The organism is Rhizobium ruizarguesonis, assembly GCF_012349115.1.
In the GTDB taxonomy this organism is placed as follows: domain Bacteria; phylum Pseudomonadota; class Alphaproteobacteria; order Rhizobiales; family Rhizobiaceae; genus Rhizobium; species Rhizobium ruizarguesonis.
Genome location: NZ_PQIG01000069.1, coordinates 98,800 through 116,221, shown reverse-complemented (window position 1 = coordinate 116,221; position 17,422 = coordinate 98,800). Strand labels below are relative to the sequence as shown.

The 17,422-nt window shown below is 61.1% G+C and carries 14 protein-coding genes and 1 pseudogene; 9 read left to right on the top strand and 6 right to left on the bottom strand.

The features are described 5' to 3' along the window. Positions 1-226: 226 nt before the first annotated feature. Both C3Y91_RS11820 and C3Y91_RS11815 read right to left on the bottom strand, forming a co-directional pair. On the bottom strand, positions 227-1,303 hold the full coding sequence (locus C3Y91_RS11820) for a TraB/GumN family protein (RefSeq protein ID WP_024323382.1): 1,077 nt from the start codon (positions 1,301-1,303) through the stop codon (positions 227-229). A gap of 191 nt (positions 1,304-1,494) precedes the next feature. Beyond that, the gene (locus C3Y91_RS11815) at positions 1,495-2,430 is read right to left on the bottom strand and encodes a tyrosine recombinase XerC (protein WP_024323381.1); all 936 of its coding nucleotides are present in this window, start codon (positions 2,428-2,430) and stop codon (positions 1,495-1,497) included. Positions 2,431-2,569: 139 nt separating this feature from the next. Between C3Y91_RS11815 and C3Y91_RS11810 the strand changes: the two genes are divergently transcribed. Then, positions 2,570-3,520, top strand: a complete 951-nt coding sequence (locus tag C3Y91_RS11810) for a GNAT family N-acetyltransferase (RefSeq protein ID WP_024323380.1) — start codon at positions 2,570-2,572, stop codon at positions 3,518-3,520. Positions 3,521-3,536: 16 nt separating this feature from the next. After that, positions 3,537-4,045, top strand: a pseudogene (locus tag C3Y91_RS11805) (GNAT family N-acetyltransferase). Here C3Y91_RS11805 and C3Y91_RS11800 read toward each other — a convergent pair. From C3Y91_RS11800 to C3Y91_RS11790, 3 genes are read right to left on the bottom strand one after another with little or no spacing between them, the layout of a single operon-like run. Continuing rightward, positions 4,026-4,958: a dihydrodipicolinate synthase family protein gene (locus tag C3Y91_RS11800; RefSeq protein WP_024323378.1), complete on the bottom strand. Its 933-nt coding sequence runs from the start codon at positions 4,956-4,958 to the stop codon at positions 4,026-4,028. The pseudogene C3Y91_RS11805 and the gene C3Y91_RS11800 overlap by 20 nt on opposite strands. Before the next feature lie 14 nt (positions 4,959-4,972). Continuing rightward, positions 4,973-5,845 (bottom strand): amidohydrolase family protein, encoded by an 873-nt coding sequence (locus tag C3Y91_RS11795; protein WP_018069054.1) that lies wholly within the window; start codon positions 5,843-5,845, stop codon positions 4,973-4,975. Beyond that, the gene (locus tag C3Y91_RS11790) at positions 5,842-7,554 is read right to left on the bottom strand and encodes an IlvD/Edd family dehydratase (RefSeq protein WP_168575324.1); all 1,713 of its coding nucleotides are present in this window, start codon (positions 7,552-7,554) and stop codon (positions 5,842-5,844) included. The genes C3Y91_RS11795 and C3Y91_RS11790 overlap by 4 nt, the downstream gene beginning before the upstream one ends. Before the next feature lie 240 nt (positions 7,555-7,794). Between C3Y91_RS11790 and C3Y91_RS11785 the strand changes: the two genes are divergently transcribed. Beyond that, the gene (locus C3Y91_RS11785) at positions 7,795-8,820 is read left to right on the top strand and encodes a Gfo/Idh/MocA family protein (RefSeq protein ID WP_024323376.1); all 1,026 of its coding nucleotides are present in this window, start codon (positions 7,795-7,797) and stop codon (positions 8,818-8,820) included. A 30-nt stretch (positions 8,821-8,850) separates the two neighbouring features. Then, positions 8,851-9,522, top strand: a complete 672-nt coding sequence (locus tag C3Y91_RS11780; RefSeq protein WP_024323375.1) for a GntR family transcriptional regulator — start codon at positions 8,851-8,853, stop codon at positions 9,520-9,522. Between the two features lie 58 nt (positions 9,523-9,580). Here the strand turns inward: C3Y91_RS11780 and C3Y91_RS11775 are convergent, their stop codons facing one another. Next, the gene (locus C3Y91_RS11775; protein ID WP_024323374.1) at positions 9,581-11,209 is read right to left on the bottom strand and encodes a GH39 family glycosyl hydrolase; all 1,629 of its coding nucleotides are present in this window, start codon (positions 11,207-11,209) and stop codon (positions 9,581-9,583) included. Positions 11,210-11,559: 350 nt separating this feature from the next. Between C3Y91_RS11775 and C3Y91_RS11770 the strand changes: the two genes are divergently transcribed. The 5 genes from C3Y91_RS11770 to C3Y91_RS11750 all read left to right on the top strand — a co-directional run bounded on the left by C3Y91_RS11770 (position 11,560) and on the right by C3Y91_RS11750 (position 17,323). After that, the gene (locus C3Y91_RS11770) at positions 11,560-13,461 is read left to right on the top strand and encodes an ABC transporter substrate-binding protein (RefSeq protein ID WP_024323373.1); all 1,902 of its coding nucleotides are present in this window, start codon (positions 11,560-11,562) and stop codon (positions 13,459-13,461) included. Positions 13,462-13,528: 67 nt separating this feature from the next. Next, the gene (locus C3Y91_RS11765) at positions 13,529-14,533 is read left to right on the top strand and encodes an ABC transporter permease (RefSeq protein ID WP_018482659.1); all 1,005 of its coding nucleotides are present in this window, start codon (positions 13,529-13,531) and stop codon (positions 14,531-14,533) included. Positions 14,534-14,539: 6 nt separating this feature from the next. Continuing rightward, entirely contained in the window at positions 14,540-15,397 is an 858-nt protein-coding gene (locus C3Y91_RS11760) for an ABC transporter permease (RefSeq protein ID WP_024323372.1), read from the top strand. Positions 15,398-15,413: 16 nt separating this feature from the next. Beyond that, positions 15,414-16,436, top strand: coding sequence for an ABC transporter ATP-binding protein (locus C3Y91_RS11755; RefSeq protein ID WP_392397397.1), 1,023 nt, complete (start codon positions 15,414-15,416; stop codon positions 16,434-16,436). Continuing rightward, positions 16,433-17,323: an ABC transporter ATP-binding protein gene (locus C3Y91_RS11750; RefSeq protein ID WP_024323370.1), complete on the top strand. Its 891-nt coding sequence runs from the start codon at positions 16,433-16,435 to the stop codon at positions 17,321-17,323. Before C3Y91_RS11755 ends, C3Y91_RS11750 begins: the two co-directional genes overlap by 4 nt. The last annotated feature ends 99 nt before the right edge of the window (positions 17,324-17,422 follow it).

Genomic DNA, 17,422 nt, shown 5'->3' with positions numbered 1-17,422 from the left:
GCAAACTATCTTAGAAACTCAGGATATGCTGCCGTCTAAAAACAGCACGCTCTAGCTTTCAATTTGTGCTTCCGCGGCGGCGGCAAAAAGTTGGGCCGATTTATAGTTTCCATCTCCGGCGAAATAACTCGCTTGCCGAACCAGAGCTCGTTTTCACGCCGCCCATCCGGTGCACAAGGCCGATTTTGCCAAGCATGTCCGATCCGTCAATCTTGGCACTGACTACTTAATTTACCGCAGTCACCGTGAAGCCCTGCTGGCGCAGCAGTTCGATGACACCGTCCTTGCCGGGCAGGTGCAGGGCGCCGACGGCCATGAAGACGTTGCCGGCGTCGAGGATGGGCGCTGCACGCTCGGCCATCACCTTGTTGCGGTCGAGGATGACGCGCTGCTCGAAGGCGGCATAATCGCTGTTTTCGCCTTCCTCCTCCGGTGTCACGGTTTTCAGCATCGGCATGGTCATGCCGATGTCGCCGGAGAGGTAGAGGTCGGTCATCGTCTCGACGACATCGCTCATCTTGTCGCCGAGTTCCAGCGTCTCGATCAGCGATTTCAGATGGAATTCGACCGGCAGATCGGCCATGGCCTGGATCTGTTCGGCAAGGGTTTCCAGCCCCTTGACCTGTTTGCCCTGAGCAATGGCATCGGTGGCGATCTTCTGGTCGAGGAACTGGACGCCTTTTGCCTTGCGGGCGATTTCGCAGGCCGGCAGGGCGACGGCGCTGGAAATCATCCAGGGCCGCATTCGGGAAACGGCGCTGATCGGGATACCGCGCTGCTTGAGGCCGGTTTCGAGACGCGTGTAATCCTCGGGAGAAAGCAGCTTGTCGATCGTCGTGCCGTCGGTGAACATCGTCAGCTCCGGCTTTGCGAGTAGGGCGGCGGTCGCCTTTCGCTCATCGAGGATCTCGTCGGATTCGATGATGATCGTGTCGGCGGCGTCGTGGGCTGCCTGGGCGCGCGGCGGCAGGGCCAGCACGCGCGGATCGGTGACATGCATGCTGCCGAGCAGCCACGAGGGTGCAAGTCCCGGCTTCTCGATCTTCCAGAAGATGCCCTTGCCGTTCGGCGTGGCGTCAGCTTCCTTGAGCGCCTCGGCATAGCGGGCAGGGTCGTTCTGCTGCAGCTCGACCATCAGGTTGCGGCCGGTGCAGGCGACATCTTCGGCCGCTGCCGGTCTTGCCGTCAGGAAGGCGGCAAACAGGGCGGCAAGAAGCAGCATGTGAAAGGCCGCGATCAGCCAGAGCAACAGATTGGCCGGCACTGCGAGGTAAGACGTCCGGCGGCCGATTGATGTGGTCATGATGGGTGTTCCGATTACATGCCTTGTGCATTTCATGCTCTACGCCCGGCTTGCGCATATTCCTTTAAGAGAAGGCCTTAACGAGAGCTTAAAGCGCCTCACATTCAATCGCATCCATGCGATGCGCTTTAAGCCTATCGTTTATGCATGTCGTTGCCCCAAAACCGCTGCGCACTTTTGGGCGACATCCATTACGCTCGCGGATGGGCCCGATCATACACCTCGAGCAGCCGCGATGCATCGACGCCGGTATAGACCTGTGTTGTGGAAAGGCTGGCATGGCCGAGCAATTCCTGGATGGTGCGCAGATCACCGCCGCCGGCAAGCAGATGGGTGGCGAAGGAGTGGCGCAGTGCATGCGGTGTCGCCGTTTCCGGCAGGCCGAAGGCGCTACGCATCTTCTGCATGGTGCGCTGGATGATTGCCGCTTGCAGCTTGCCGCCGCGAGCGCCGCGAAACAGCGGCTCGCCGCTTTCGAGATGGTATGGGCAGAGCGTGCGGTATTTCTCGACGGCGTCGAAAACCACGGAGAGCAATGGCACCAGCCGCGTCTTGTTGCCCTTGCCGGTGATGCGCAGAGTCGTCGCGCCCTTCTGCAGGTCGGCGGGAGTAAGATCCAGCGCTTCGGAGATGCGCAGGCCACAGCCGTAGAGCAGCGTCATGACAGCCGCGTCGCGCGCCGCAATCCAGGGTTCGTCGTGGAGCTGGGCGTCGTCGCTGACGACGGTGATCGCCTGGGTGTCCGACAACGGCTTGGGCAGCGATTTCGGCTGTTTCGGCGAGCGCACCGCGGCAGCCCCGGCGGCATTGACCAGGCCCTTCTTTTCGAGATGGCGCAGCAGCGAGCGAAGACCGGCGAGATTGCGGCCGAGCGATCGGGCGCCGGAGCCCTGCTTGCGCCGGGCCGCGAGGAAGGCGCGGAAGTCGGCGGGGCGCAATTCCCTGATATCGCGGAGCGTCGCCGGGCCGGCGAGATGGCCGGTCAGAAAGGTCAGAAACTGGCGGGTGTCGCGCTCGTAGGCGTCGAGCGTGTGCTCGGAAAGACGGCGCTCCCCGGCGAGGTTTTCGAGCCACGCGGCGCGTTCCGCCATCAGGCGCTGATCGGCGATAACAAGCAGTTCGTTCACGTTGCGGGCCTTGATTTTGCCTTCAAGTCCGCCAATTTGGAGCAGGAACAGTTATGGAATTGCTAATGCCGGCCAAGCCTTTGTCATCCTTCGATCATATTGTACTGCGATAGCTTATACCCCATAAACAGGATCTTTCATGGCACGGCGCGATTCCATGACGGCTTTCGGACAGCTCGCGGAAGCGATCGCTCTCGTTTCACAGGGAAAGCCCGGTCATATCGTCGATACGCTGATTGCCGAACGCGGCCAGAGGATCGTGAAAAATCCGCTCTGGCCGGTCATGCGGCCGTTCCTCTACACCCTGCTGCGCTATAACAAGGCGCTCGAATTCGCCAATGCGGTCGCCAAAATGCCGGGCTTCCAGTCGTTCGAATATATGAGCGACATGCTGAAACTCGACATCGGCATCACCAACGGCGAACGCATTCCTGATACCGGCGGCTTCATCCTCGTCAGCAACCATCCGACCGGCATCGCCGACGGCGTTGCCGTGTTCGATCTTTTGAAAGCGCGCCGGCCGGACATGATGTTCTTTGCCAATCGCGATGCCATCCGCGTCAATCCACGGTTTGCCGAGATGATCATTCCCGTCGAATGGCGGGAGGAGCATAAAAGCAAGCTGAAAGCGCGCGAAACGCTGCAGCTGACAAACCATGCGGTGAAGGAAGGCAAGGCGACAGTGCTCTTTCCCTCAGGCCGCATCGCCTATTGGGCGAACGGCCGGCTGAACGAACGTCCGTGGAAGACCTCGGCCGTCGGGCTTGCGCGCAAATACAATCTGCCGATCCTTCCCATCCATATGACGGCACGCAATTCGGGGCTGTTCTACTGGCTGGCGAAATGGTCGACGGAGCTTCGCGACATGACTGTCTTTCACGAACTGCTGAACAAACGCGGCGACCGCTTCGATTTCGTCATCGGCAATCTCATTCCGGCCGAACATCTGGACGGCGACCTCAACGAGGTGACGAAGGCGCTGGAGAAACATACAGTGCACGACATGGCTAGAGATGGTGACGCGAGTTTCGTGCCGGTCGGCCTGCCGGCTGCGGCGCCGCGCCGCGAGATTCCGGTTCCTGCAATCTAAAACCATCGGCATTGCCATGACAATTGATATCCGCAGGCTCCGCGATCGGTTGCCGCAGGAGATGGCAGGTCTCGAAAGCGAGGCCCGGCGGGAAGGCTATCGCCATGTCGCCCGCCTTATCGACGAATGGTCGGCCGGCGATATCAGGTTCGAACATCACGGCGAAAGGCTGCTTGGCGCCGATGTCGATGATGCGCTCATCGGCATCGGCGGCATGACCGTCGACTCCGCCATGTCAGGGGCGTTGCGGATGCGGCGTTTCTACATTCGTCCTGCAATGCGCGGGCGCGGCATCGGCCGGATGCTTGCCCAGGCTCTGCTCGACCATGCGCGTTCCTGCTGCAGCATCGTCACCGTTCATGCGGGAAACGATGCTGCGGCGAGGTTCTGGGAGTCGCTCGGGTTTCAACCCCACGGACGAGATGGACATAGCCATCTGCTCGCGCTGCATGGGCTAAATTAGGCCACGGCGACGGTCCAGCGGTTGGGGATTTGCGCCGGTGCGTCACGCCCCGATCTCCTTGAGGCGGATGGCCTGACGTGCCAGCAGCCGCTCGACATCGGCAATATCAAGCGCCGAGAGCTTGGCGCCTGGCTTGCGCAGGGTGGCGGACTTGATCACGCCGCGCTTGGCAAGCACGTATTTGCGCGAGGCAAGGCCGATGCCCTGCTGCTGTTCGTAGCGGGCGAGCGGCAGATAGGCATCGAAGATCGCATGGGCGCGATCGGGATTTCCGGCGGCATAGGCCTCGACGACGCCCACCATCATCTCAGGATAACAAAAGCCGGTCATTGCGCCATCGGCGCCACGGCCCATCTCTTCGGGCAGGAAAAGCCCGCCATTGCCGCAAAGGATCGAGATGCGCCGCATGGCGCCCTTGTCGCTGGCGGCGCGAAGTGCCGAGATCTTCGACAGACCCGGCCAATCCTCGTGCTTGAGCATGACGCAGTTCGGCACCTCGTTGACGATGCGCTCGATGACCTTGGGCGCAATCGTCACATTGGTTGTGAGCGGATAGTCTTGCAGCACGAAGGGCGTATCGCCCAGGGCCTCGCCGACCGACTGGTAGAAGGCGAAAGCCTGATCGTCGGTCTTGACGGTCCAGGGCGGCGCGACCATGACGCCGGCCGCACCCTCACCCATGACGGCTTCGGCGAGTTCGCTCATCGGCGCAAGCCCTGGCGCCGAAACGCCGACGACGACGGGAAGACGCCCGTCGAGGCGCTTCAGCACCCGTTCGACGACTGTCCGCGATTCCTCGGCGGTCAGCTTCGGAGCCTCGCCGAGCTGGCCAAGCACCGTCAGGCCGGTGACGCCGGCACCCTCGTAGAAATCGACCATGCTGTCGATACTGGCGAGATCGAGCGCGCCGTCATCGGTGAAGGGGGTTACGGCAATCACATAGACGCCCTTGGCATCTTCGGTCAGTCTGGCCATTCCTACTCTCCAAGTCAGCGGCCGAAGAACAGCGCTTCGGCATTTCGAACAAAAATCTTTTCGGCCATCGCGGGATCGTCGATGGCGGCCTGCATGGTCTCGATCAGCTCGGCGTCATCGGGCATGCCGTCCCACAATTCGGTGTGCGGCCAGTCGCTGCCCCAGAGCAGCCTTTCTGCGTGGGTGGCGGCGAGGGCGCGGCCGACTTCGGCGAAACCTTGATCGTTCATGTCCTTCGTCAAGCGGTAGGGCGCGGTGACTTTGACATAGGTATCAGCCGCGTCCATCAGCCTTCTCAGCGCATCGACATGCCGTGATCTCGTTTCCGTGGCAAGCGGAATGAAGCCGAGATGATCGATGGCGATGGGCAGGCGAATGCCGGACAGGGTTGCCGCGATATCGGGAAGTTGTTCGGGATTGATCTGCAATTGCAGCGACCAGCCGAGAGGGGCAATGCTTTCCGCCAATGTCCTGGCGGCGGCGAGCGGGAGGCCGCCCTTGTTGCGCGTGTTGATCCGCACGCCGCGCACGCCGAGCCGGTCGAGCCGCTCGATTTCGGTCTCCGCGGTTTCGGGATCGATGACGACGATGCCGCGCAGACGATCTGGATAGGCGGCCAGCGCCTCCAGCAGCACCCTGTTGTCGAGGCCATAGACGCTTGGCTGCACCAAAACGCCTCTGGCGATGCCAAGGCTGCCGGAGAATTCGATCCAGTCGGTGATCGTCGCAATGTCAGGCGTGTAGCTGCGTGGGGTATTGAGCCGAGCGCCGGCGCGAAAGACGTGGAAATGCGTATCGATCGTGCCTTCCGGCAGTGCGGCCCGCGGCAGCCGCGTCAGCGGCCGGCGGGGCAGGCAAAGCGGTGCCTCCATATCAGCGGCGCTCATCGCGCGTCGATCTCCTCGCTTTGCAGGAAATCGAAATCGGCGCCTTCGTCAGCCTGGAGCACGCGCTCCTGATAGAGCTTGGCATAGCCGCGCGACGGGGCAGGGGACGGCCGGTTGACGACTTCAAGCATGCGGCGATCGAATTCCGCCTGGTCGATATCGAGGTCGATGCGCCGGCCCTCGACGTCGAGGCGAATGTGATCGCCGGTACGGACGATCGCCAGAGGGCCACCATCGGCGGCTTCAGGCGCGATATGGAGGATGATCGTGCCGAAGGCCGTGCCGCTCATGCGGGCATCGGAAATCCGCACCATGTCCTTCACGCCCTGCCGCGCCAGCTTGCGGGGGATGGGTAGATAGCCGGCTTCCGGCATGCCGGGCGCACCCTTTGGCCCGGCATTGCGCAGAACCAGAACGTCGTCGGCGTTGACGTCGAGATCGTCACTGTCGATGCGCAGCGTCATATCCTCGACGGAATCGAAGACGACGGCGCGGCCGATATGCTGGAGCAGATCCTTGGAGGCGGCGGATTGTTTGATGACGGCGCCGCGCGGCGCAAGATTGCCGTGCAGGACCGCGATCGTTCCGATCGGCTTCAACGGTTTCTCGACGGTGCGGATGATGGTCTGGCCCGGTTCGTCGACGACATCGTCGATGATTTCGCCCATCGTTCTGCCGCAGACCGTCGGAGCGCTGCCGTCGATTTCATGGCGCACCGCCTTCAACAGAGCCGGGACGCCGCCCGCCTCGTGGAACTGCTCCATGTAATGCTGGCCGGAGGGCTGCAAGTCGACGAGCAGGGGAATGCTTCGGCCCAGCCGGTCGAGTTCGGCCATGTCGAGGCGCAGGCCGAGGCGGCCGGTTATCGCGGCAAGATGGACGACGGCATTGGTCGAGCCGCCCATCGCCTGCAGCGCGACGAGGCCGTTGCGTATTGCCTGCGGCGTCAGGATATCGCGCACCGTCGGCGCTGCCTCATCCATGGCGAGACGTGCGGCGACACGGCCCGTTTCCTCGGCAAGGCGAACCCGTTCGGATTCGACGGCAGGTGCCGAAGCCGCGCGGGGTAGGCAGAGTCCCATGACTTCGGTCAGGTTTGCCATGGTGCTCGCCGTGCCCATCACCGTGCAGGTGCCGATCGAGCTGGCCAGCTTGTTGTTGACCTCGGCGATCTCGGCCTCGTCGATCTCTCCGGCGCGGAAGCGGCCCCAGAAACGGCGACAATCGGTACAGGCGCCAAGCCGTTCGCCCTTGTGGTGGCCGACGGCCATCGGGCCGGTCGGAAGGAAGATCGCCGGTATCTCGCTGCTGGCGGCCGCCATGATCTGGGCCGGCAGGGTCTTGTCGCAGCCGCCGATCAGGACCACGGCATCCATCGGCTGGGCACGGATCATCTCTTCCGTTTCCATCGCCATCAGATTGCGCAGATACATCGACGTCGGCGAGGCAAAGCTCTCGTGGATCGAGATTGTCGGAAACACCATGGGCATCGCACCCGTCAGCATCACGCCGCGCTTGGTTGCCTCGATGAGTTGCGGCACATTGCCGTGACAGGGATTGAAATCACTGTAGGTATTGGCGATGCCGACGATCGGACGGTCGAGCGCGTCGTCCGAATAACCCATGGCCTTGATGAATGCCTTGCGCAGGAAAAGAGAGAATCCCTGATCGCCGTAACTCGTCAGCTTGCGACGAAGACCGTTCGACAAACCTGTTCCTCCCTCGCCAAATTGATCCATGGCAGTGGTGTCAGCGTAGAGGGATACGAAGGATTGTCAATAAATAAGATGGCGTCACTGTATCGTATTTTTGGATTTCTTCGGCGATCGCCATAAAATACAATGGTAATCTGCGAAATTGTCACCCTTGTTCGACAATCAAACGATTGGCTTTTACAACGAAGCTGGATAGATTATTGATAAAATGGGACTGAATGCAGAGGAAGCGCCATGACGGGAACGAGACGACGGCGTATCGGTATTATCGGTGCCGGCTGGGTCAGCGCCTACCATCTGCCTGCATGGATGCGGCAATCGGAAAGGGCCGAGGTCGTGGCGATTGCCGACCCGTCGCCGAATGCGATCGCAGCCCGGCTTACCGCCTTCGATGTCGCGCGCCACTATGCGAGCGCGCAGGCGATGCTGGACGCCGAGCAGCTCGATGCCGTGGATATCTGCGCGCCACGGGAGTTCCATGTCGAACTGGTCCGGCTGGCGGCGGCAAAGGACCTCGACATCATCTGCCAGAAGCCGCTCGCACCGTCCTACGCCGAGGCGGTCGAGCTGCTGGCAGGGCTTTCCGGCGCGGGCAGGCTGATGATCCACGAGAACTGGCGGTTCCGCGCCTATTATCGGCGGCTGAAGGCGTGGCTCGACGAGGGGCTTGCCGGCCAGATCCGGCAGGTGCAGTTCGAATTCCTGTCCAGCGGCATGATCGCGGATGCAGAAGGAAATAGACCGGCGCTGGTGCGCCAGCCGTTCTTTCGGACGCAGGAGCGATTGCTGGTCATGGAGGTCATGATCCATCATCTCGATACGCTGAGATATCTTTTGGGCGAGATGGAGGTGGTGAGTGCGCGGCTTGAGAGGAGCAATCGCGATATCGTCGCGGAGGATGTCGCAAGCGTCGTCCTGCGCCAGCTGAGCGACGGCGTTCTCGTCATCGTCAACGCCAATCTCGCCGTGCATGGCGCGCCGCCGGCGCCGCGCGATCACTTGCGCATCTTCGGGACACGCGGCACGCTGGAACTGAGCGGCAATCTGCTCTCAGCCGAGGGTGCGCAGCAGTGTCGGGAGAGCTTCGATTCCGACGAGATCTACCAGGGCGCCTATAACGCGACCATTGCACATTTCCTCGACAGCCTCGATGGAAAGGCCGCGATGGAGACATCGCCGGACGATAACATCAAAACGCTTGCTCTCGTCGAGGATATCTATCGGTTGAGCCGGTTCGACCCGGAGCGCAATCCACTGTAACATGGCCCGCCGCCGTCAGAGGAGATGACATTGCAGACGCTCAACGAAAGCCGCGAAGACGGCATCGAGCATGATGACCTAAGTATTGCCCGCGCGCTGGAGGAGGACATCATTTTCGGGCGCCTGGCGCCTGGAACCCGTCTGACCGAAGACACGCTCCTAGCCCGCTTTCACGTCACGCGCCATTTCGCCCGGCAGGCGATCGTGCAGCTTGAGACGATGGGCATCGTGGTTCGGGAGCGCAACAAGGGGGCGACCGTCCGCTCGCTGACTGCTCGCCAGGTCCAGGAAATCTACGACGTTCGGGAACTGCTGCAACGGCAGGCGGCGCTGTGGATAAAGCTCCCGGCGCCCGAGGCATTGATCGAGGAACTGCTGGTGCTGCACGAAGAGCATGGCCGCCACATCGAATCCGGCTATCTCAGGGGTGTGCACGAGGCCAACGACAAATTCCATCTGACGCTCTTCGGCGCCTGCGGCAATGCGCATCTGGTGCAATCGATCGAGCTCTATATGCGGCTCAGCCTGCCGGTGCGCGCCAATTCGATGTCGAGCAAGGAATCGCTGCGCATCTCGCACGAACATCACCGGCTGATGATCGAGATGCTGCGTGGTGGGGACAATTGGGTTCTCGCCCAGCTCTGCGTCGACCATCTGCAGCCGAGCAAGAAACGCTATCTCGCCTATGTCAGCGAGAGTTGACCGGGCTGGTCTTGAAAGGGAGCGCAATCCTTCGATTGCGCTCCCTTCGCCTACCGGCTCACCAATCGAGGCGCAGGAGAGACACGCCCTGACGCGGTAGGGAGACCTTGAGGGTGATCTTGCCGTCGTCGACCTTGACCGACGCCTCACGGCCGACCTCGGCGAGCTTTCCCGAGGCTTCCAGTCTGGCATAGTCTTCGCCGGCCGGATTCTGCGGCTTGCCCATCGCCTTCCAGACGCCGAAGGCATTGGAATGCTCCTCGTCCATCCGGAAATGCCTGAGCGAGGCGGACGTGCCGCCCCAGCCGTCGAGATTGACCGTGATGTCGGCAGACGGCCCGGCTTCATCATCGTCGTGGTAATGCCAGACGAGAATGGAAACGCCCTTGTCGTCGCGGGTCGCCACGACATTGACATCGGGCTTCCCGCGAACGCCATGGCTCATGATATCTTCGATATCGCGGCGATAGTCGCTATCCGATTCCAGCCATTCGCCGCCGAGTTTGCCGAGCATGCGGAAGCCGTTGAGAACAGCCTTGTCGACACCGTTGGTCGCAAGATCGCGGAAGCCGTCGAAATAGGGCTGGTCGTCGAAGAGGAAGGCCCAGGTGACCGCGCCTTCGATATGGATGTTGGCGCGTCTTGCCAGTTCGTAAGTGCGGATCATGCTCTCGACGACATAGACGCCGTAGAGCGGGCCGTTGCGATAACCATTCTGCGGGTGGACGCGCGCAGAACAGGCAGCACAGCCTTCCGGATCGGATTCGCCGATCACCACGGGCAGGTGACGGAGTTCCGGAAATTCGTTGATGATGGCAAGGTTCGTCTCGATGTCGCGAAGCTGCTTGTGCAGGCCCATCCGCACGTGACCCTCGTAGATCACAGGATTGCCCTTGGCGTGGAAGGCGAGGAAATCGATCGGCGACTTGTTGTCGACCACGTGCTGGAGGAAGGCACGCAGGAAGGTCTGGGCTTTTTCGTTGGCAAAGGCGCCGCAGGTGTGCGGGCCGCCGACGCGGGCATTCGGCAAAGCACGCTTCAGGGCCTTGGCGCTGACGTCATACATTTCGCAGAATTGCGGGATGGTGCCGGTCCAGTAGTGGCCGTCCGGTTCGTTCCACACTTCCCACGGCCAGCTTGAAACGACGTCCTTGCCATATCTTTCGGCAAGATGGCGCGCCCATGCTTCGATCAAGTCGCCCCATTTCTTCAGATCCGTCGGCGGGGCCGTCCAGCCGGTGGTGATCGTTGCGTATTTGTCGGCCGGCTCCCATTGGTGGCGATAGGGGCCGTCGAAGTCGGAGAGCGCCTCGGGCGTGAAGCCGATCTGAATCAGCGGAATGTTGCCGGCTTCGACATAGGTGTCGAAGATCTTGTCGATGATCGTCCAGTCATAGACCGGATTGCCGTTCGCATCCTCGGTATAGGCATTGGTCGAACCCCATTTGAGCGCAGGCTGGCCATCGCCGCTGGTCAGAAGATTGTGCGCGCGGATGCGCGGCGGCTCGGGGCTCAGCTCTGTAAGCTCCTTGAGCAGTTTTTTGCCGTGCGGAGAGTAGGTGTAGTTCGGCTCGTCGTATCCGAACCAGTTCCACAAGGGTTCGTATTTGCCGGTTGGCCGGTTGGCATGAACGGAGATTGTCACGTCATAGGGGCTGCTCATCCTGGTGTCCTCTTGAACGGTCATGCCAAAGCCTCCTCCCGAAAGCAGCCGACCTGTCTGGTGATGAAGTACGGCCTCTTGGGAGGGCGCCGCGCTCGCCGCAAAAGCTAAGCCAAACGCTCACTTTGTCAATAATATAAAAAAGCTGATCATCATCGTTCATCGAAAATGCCTGTAAATGCGCTATTTTCTATGACTGACAAAATTATCAGTTGCCGTTTCTCAAAAAATTGTCGATAACTGTGGCGTGAGCTCGCCCGCCGCCGAGGAGTGCATGTGCCCTGTGGCACGCGCAGGCAAGGGTTCGCTGGACGCCATCGTCAATTGATTACGGGAAGCGCTCGCCGCGGCGAGTTGAGGAGGAGGAACATCCGATGAAGTTCCGTAAATATGCAGCCATTGCCTTATTGTCGCTCATGGCCCTTCCGGCATTTGCGCAGGATTTCATTGCCGGCATACCGCGCAACGAAACGCTGATCATCCAGGGCACGCCGCAGCAGAATGCCGACTGGTTCAACGTCTGGGCTCCGGGCGGCGGGGCGGCGGCAAACCTCAACGGCCTGCAGCAGCTGACCACCGATACGCTGTGGTTCATCAATCCCGAGGGCGGCAAGGATGCCTGGCAGAATGCGCTGGCCAGCGAACCGCCGAGCTACAACGCCGATTTCACCGAGATGACGGTAAAGCTGCGCAAGGGCATCTTCTGGAGCGACGGCGTCGAATTCACCAGCGACGACGTGGTCTACACCGTGCAGACGCAGATCGATCATCCGGGCATGGCCTGGAGCGCGCCCTTCACCGTCAATGTCGCGAGCATGGAAAATCCGGATCCGCAGACGGTCGTCTTCCATCTGAAGAAACCGAACTCGCGCTTCCACACGCTGTTCACGGTGCGCTGGAATGCTGCCTGGATCATGCCAAAGCACGTCTTCGAGAAGGCCGCAGATCCGCTGTCCTTCAACAACAACCCGCCGGTTTCGCTCGGGCCCTACCAGCTGCAAAGCTATGACAAGGGCGGCAACTGGACGATCTGGAAGCTGCGCGACGACTGGCAGCGCACGTCGATCGGCCTGGCTGCAGCACAACCGCCCGAGGTCAAGTACGTCGTCTATCGCGCCGCCGGCAATCCGGAAGCTCGCGTCATCGAACAGCGCAATCACAATCTCGACGTCATCAACGACATGGCGCCCGAGGGCATGTTCTCGATCATGCGTGACAGCAAGAGCACGGCATCCTGGCTGAAGGGCTTCCCTTTCGCGCATCCGGACCCGACGCTGCCTTCCGTTCTCTTCAATACGAAGAAGGCGCCCTTCGACAATAAGGACGTGCGCTGGGCTCTCGCTCTGCTGATCGACATCCGCGAAGTGGCGCTCGGCTCCTATCGCGGCGCGGCCAATATCGCCGCCCTTGCCACGCCGCCGACGGGTTCTGCCCCGGACGATTATTACGCACCGATGCAGGACTGGCTGACGAATTTCGAGCTCGACACCGGGTCCCGCAAGATCAAGCCATACGATCCCAACATCTCGTCGCAGATCGCCAACATGGTGCGCAGCCAATGGGCCGATCAGATCCCGACGGATCCGGCCAAGCTGCAGCGTACATTCGGCTTCGGCTGGTGGAAGAAGGACATTCAGGCTGCGACCGAGCTGCTGCAGAAGGCAGGCTTCAAGAAAAGCGGCCGCCAGTGGATGAAGCCTGACGGCACGCCCTTTACGATCCGGCTGCAGGTGGAAGGCGATGCCATCCCGACGCTCGCCCGTGCCGGCACGGTGATTGCCCAGCAATGGACGCAAGCCGGCATCGCGACCAAGGTCGATGTCGCCGGCCCGACCAATGGCCAACGCCTCAGCACCGGCGACTTCGAGGCGGCGATCTACTGGAGCATCGAGACCTGGGGCGGTCATCCCGATCTCTCCTTCTTCCTCGACAGCTATCATTCGGAGTTCATCAAGCCGGTCGGGCAGATCCAGCCGCCGCGCAATCTGCAGCGCTGGCAGGATCCGCGTCTCGACCAGATCATCGAGCGCAATCGATCGATCGCCTTCGATTCGCCCGATGTCGCCAAACTCGGCCAGGACTTCCTGAAGCTTGCCGTCGAGGAAATGCCGATGATCCCGCTGATGGCCTACAACAAGTTCGCGCCGCTCGATACGACCTACTGGACCAACTATCCGAGCGTCGACAATCCCTATTCGGCCTCGGGTCCGAACTGGTCGAACATCCGCTACATGGTGGTCGGTCTGAAGGCCAATCCGGACGCGCCGAAGCCTTGATCGAGGCACAACAAAGGGAACAGCCGGCCGCCGGCTGTTCCCGTTCTGCTATTGAAAGGTCGATGTCATGAACGGCTTTCTGATCTATGCGGCAAAACGCTTTCTGCAATTTCTCTTCGTGGTCTTCACCGGCATCACGCTGGCCTTCCTGATCGCGCATTTTTCGCCGGTCGATCCGATCGAGCAGACCGTATCGCTGTTGACGAGCTTCGGTTCCACCGATCCGCAGGCCGTCGAAATCCTCCGCGAATCGCTGCGCGAGCTCTACGGCACCGGCGGCCCGCTGCTGGAGCAGTACTTCACCTTCTGGGGCCGTGTCCTGACTGGCGATTTCGGCCCGTCTCTCTCCTCTTTCCCGACCCCCGTGATGACCGTTATCGGCCGTGCACTGCCTTGGACCGTCGGGCTTCTGACGCTCGCAACGATCATTTCCTGGATCATCGGCAATTTTCTCGGCGCGCTTGCGGGTTATTTCCGCAGCAGCAAGCTGCTGAAGGTCGCCGGCGTGGTCATCATGGCGCTGCAGCCGATCCCGACGTACATCATCGGCCTCAGCCTGGTGATCCTCTTCGGTTTCATCTGGCCGATCCTGCCGATCAGCGACGGCGCGCAGGTCAATCTCGCGCCGGCCTTCAACTGGGCCTTCATCAGCTCGGTGATCGAACACGGCATCCTGCCGGCCCTGACCCTCGTGCTCGTCGGCATCGGCGGCTGGTTCATCTCGATGCGCTCGCTGGTTTCCAACATCGTCACCGACGATCACGTCGTCTATGCCGAACTTGGCGGCGTGCGCTCGCGCAGCATCTTTTCGCAATATGTGGCGCGCAACGCCATGCTGCCGCAGGTCACCGGCCTGGCACTCAGTCTCGGCAATGTCTTCGGCGGCGCCGTCATCGTCGAATTCGTCTTCAACTATCCCGGGATCGGCAAGCTTCTGATCTCCGGCATCTATTCCGGCGATTACAGCCTCGTTCTCGGTGTCACGACAATCGCCATCATCGCGGTTGCCGCCGCGGTCTTCGTGATCGACATCATCTATCCGCTGATCGATCCACGCGTGAAACTGGGGTAATCCGTGATGTTCAAAGTCCTCAGAGATCTGCTTCGCTACAACAAGGAGTTCCTGCTCGGAACCATCCTGATCTCAATCATCCTGGCCCTGATCGTGGCGTCGTTCTTCTCGCCCTATGACGAGAATGCCATCTATGTGGTCGCGCCCGACATGCCGCCTTCGGCCGAATTCTGGCTGGGCACCACCTCGCGTGGCCAGGAGGTTTTCTGGCAGATCGCCGCCTCGATGCGCAATACGCTGTTCTTCGGCATCATCGTCGCCTTCGTCAGCCGCATCATCGCCATCGCCGTCGGGCTGATCTCCGGCTATATCGGTGGGCGAACCGACCAGATCATCATGGCGGTCAATGATACGCTCGGCGCACTGCCGAACATTCCGATCCTGCTGCTTCTGGTCTTCGTGCTTCGCGACCAGATGACGTGGTTCATGCTGGCGATCACTGCGGCGCTGCTCGGATGGACGCATGACAGCCGCCTGATCCGTTCCGTCGCCCTCTCTCTGCGCCACCGGGAATTTACCCGGCACGCGGTCTTTTCGGGCATGCGCACGCGGCAGATCCTCATCCGCGAACATCTGCCCTATGTCATGCCGATCGTCTTCTTCACGACGATGAACAATCTGATCTGGGCGATCGGCCTCGAGGTGACGCTCTCGGTGCTCGGATTTTCCGACATCAACCGGCCGACGATCGGCGGCATGATCTACTGGGCCAATGCGCATTCCGCGATGGTATCGGGCGTATGGTGGTGGGTCGCCTTTCCGATGCTCTTCGTCGTCATCCTGTTCCTCGGCCTGTTCATGCTCGCCATGTCGGTGAACGAATATATCGACCCACGCTCGCGGCTCGCCCGCATGGGAGCATGAGGAGATGCAGAACCTGATGAGGACGCAGCCTTTGACCCTTGCCGAAAACGCCACGGACGCGCTGACGATCGACGGGCTGAAATGCTATTACGTCAACGACTATTTCGGTGTGCGGCGGGAGATCCGCGCGGTCGACGATATTAGCCTGACCATCCGCAGAAACGAGATCTACGGGATTGCCGGCGAATCCTCGAGCGGCAAGACATCGCTGATCAAGACGCTTGCCGGCGCCATCCGGCCGCCGATGCGCGTCGTCGGCGGAACGGTGAAATTCAATTTTGCCGACGGGCCGATCGATGTCTATGGCGAACCGGCGAAGATGAAGGCGGCACGCTGGCGCCACCTTTCCTATATCATGCAAGGCTCGATGAACGTGCTGAACCCGGTCAGAAGGGTCAAGCACGCCTTCACCGATTTCGCCTCCCGCCACATGAACCTCGATCCAGATGCCTTCCGCGCGCGCGTCGAGGCGCATCTTGCTAGGCTGCATCTCGATCCGCATGTGCTCGAGGCCTTTCCGCACCAGCTTTCGGGCGGCATGCGCCAGCGTCTGACGATAGCTCTCGCCACTGTCTGCGAGCCGGAATTCATCATCGCCGACGAGCCGACGACGGCGCTTGACGTGCTCGTCCAGCAGGACGTTCTGGCGCTGATCAAGGAAGTGCAGATGCGCCTGCAGTCCTCAGTCATCTTCGTGACCCACGACATGTCGGTGCATGCCGCCATCACCGACCGGCTGGCCATCATGTATGCGGGACGGCTGGCGGAGGAGGGGCCGACGCAGGCGATCTTCGACAATCCGCAGCATCCCTACACCGTCCACCTGATCGGCAGCCTGCCGCGCATCGGTGATACCTCGACGCGAAAGAGCCTCAAGGGCAAGCCGCCGGCACTTTCGGATCCACCCTCGGGATGCCGTTTCCATCCGCGCTGTCCGATCGCGATCGACAAATGTTCACGTGAAGTGCCGCCCATGCTGCCGAGCGCCACGGGAGGCCGGGTCGCATGCTTCCGTGCCGGGGAGTACCAGATCCAATGAGCGGCCATTTCCTCCTCGAACTCGACCATGTGACCAAGCTCTTTCCGATCGGTGGTTTCTTTTCACGCGAGAAGATGAAGGCGGTCGACGATGTCAGCTTTGCGCTTAGCGCCGATAAGCCCGAGATATTCACGATCGTCGGCGAATCCGGTTCCGGAAAGTCGACGCTGGCGAAGATGATCCTCGGCAGCGAAAAGGCCGATCGGGGCAGCATCCGCTTCGACGGCACGGATGTGAAGGCGGTGCGGTCCCGTCGGGATCGCGAGGCTTTCATGGCCAAGGTCCAGCCAGTCTTTCAAAATCCGTTCGAGGCCTTCAATCCGCTGACGCGGATCGACGAGTATCTGCTGGCCACCGCCCATCGCTTCAAGGGCGCAAAGAGCCGGGCCGAAAAGGAAGCGCTTGCCGATGTCGCCCTTCAACGTGTCGGCCTGTCGATGGCGGAGATAAAAGGTCGTTTCTCGCATGAGCTTTCAGGCGGCCAATTGCAGCGCATCGCCGTCGCCCGTGCGCTGATACCCGAGCCGAAGCTGATTGTGGCGGACGAGCCGGTCTCGATGGTCGACGCATCGCTTCGCATGTCGATCGTCAATCTCTTCCGGGATCTGCGCGACGCTCTCAACGTCTCGATCGTCTACATCACCCATGATCTTGCGACCGCCTATTACATTTCCGACCGCGTGGTGATCATGCGCAAGGGCGTGGTGGTGGAGAGCGGCGACGCCAGGGATGTGCTGGAACATCCGAAACACGCCTATTCGATCGCGTTGAAGAACGCTGTCCTGCCGCCCAATCCACGCGAGGCGTCGGCGATCATCCGCCTGCGGCAACGCAATGCCGAGACAAATGAAGCCACTTCCGGCAGTGGTGACCGCCTTGCGCAGTGAAGCTCAACTTCTGAGCTTCACTGTTTAAATCGTCGCGGCGACCCGTAATGCGCGGCTCCGTCTTTGCGGTTCCAATTCCATCGATTTGCGGGCATGGTC

Bases quoted from the DNA above. Each gene is read 5' to 3' on its own strand.
- C3Y91_RS11820 (WP_024323382.1), bottom strand. From the start codon at position 1,303: ATGACCACATCAATCGGCCGCCGGACGTCTTACCTCGCAGTGCCGGCC.
- C3Y91_RS11795 (WP_018069054.1), bottom strand. From the start codon at position 5,845: ATGAGCGCCGCTGATATGGAGGCACCGCTTTGCCTGCCCCGCCGGCCG.
- C3Y91_RS11760 (WP_024323372.1), top strand. From the start codon at position 14,540: ATGTTCAAAGTCCTCAGAGATCTGCTTCGCTACAACAAGGAGTTCCTG.
- C3Y91_RS11810 (WP_024323380.1), top strand. From the start codon at position 2,570: ATGGCACGGCGCGATTCCATGACGGCTTTCGGACAGCTCGCGGAAGCG.
- C3Y91_RS11775 (WP_024323374.1), bottom strand. From the start codon at position 11,209: ATGACCGTTCAAGAGGACACCAGGATGAGCAGCCCCTATGACGTGACA.
- C3Y91_RS11755 (WP_392397397.1), top strand. From the start codon at position 15,414: ATGAGGACGCAGCCTTTGACCCTTGCCGAAAACGCCACGGACGCGCTG.
- C3Y91_RS11765 (WP_018482659.1), top strand. From the start codon at position 13,529: ATGAACGGCTTTCTGATCTATGCGGCAAAACGCTTTCTGCAATTTCTC.
- C3Y91_RS11770 (WP_024323373.1), top strand. From the start codon at position 11,560: ATGAAGTTCCGTAAATATGCAGCCATTGCCTTATTGTCGCTCATGGCC.
- C3Y91_RS11750 (WP_024323370.1), top strand. From the start codon at position 16,433: ATGAGCGGCCATTTCCTCCTCGAACTCGACCATGTGACCAAGCTCTTT.
- C3Y91_RS11785 (WP_024323376.1), top strand. From the start codon at position 7,795: ATGACGGGAACGAGACGACGGCGTATCGGTATTATCGGTGCCGGCTGG.
- C3Y91_RS11800 (WP_024323378.1), bottom strand. From the start codon at position 4,958: ATGGCCAGACTGACCGAAGATGCCAAGGGCGTCTATGTGATTGCCGTA.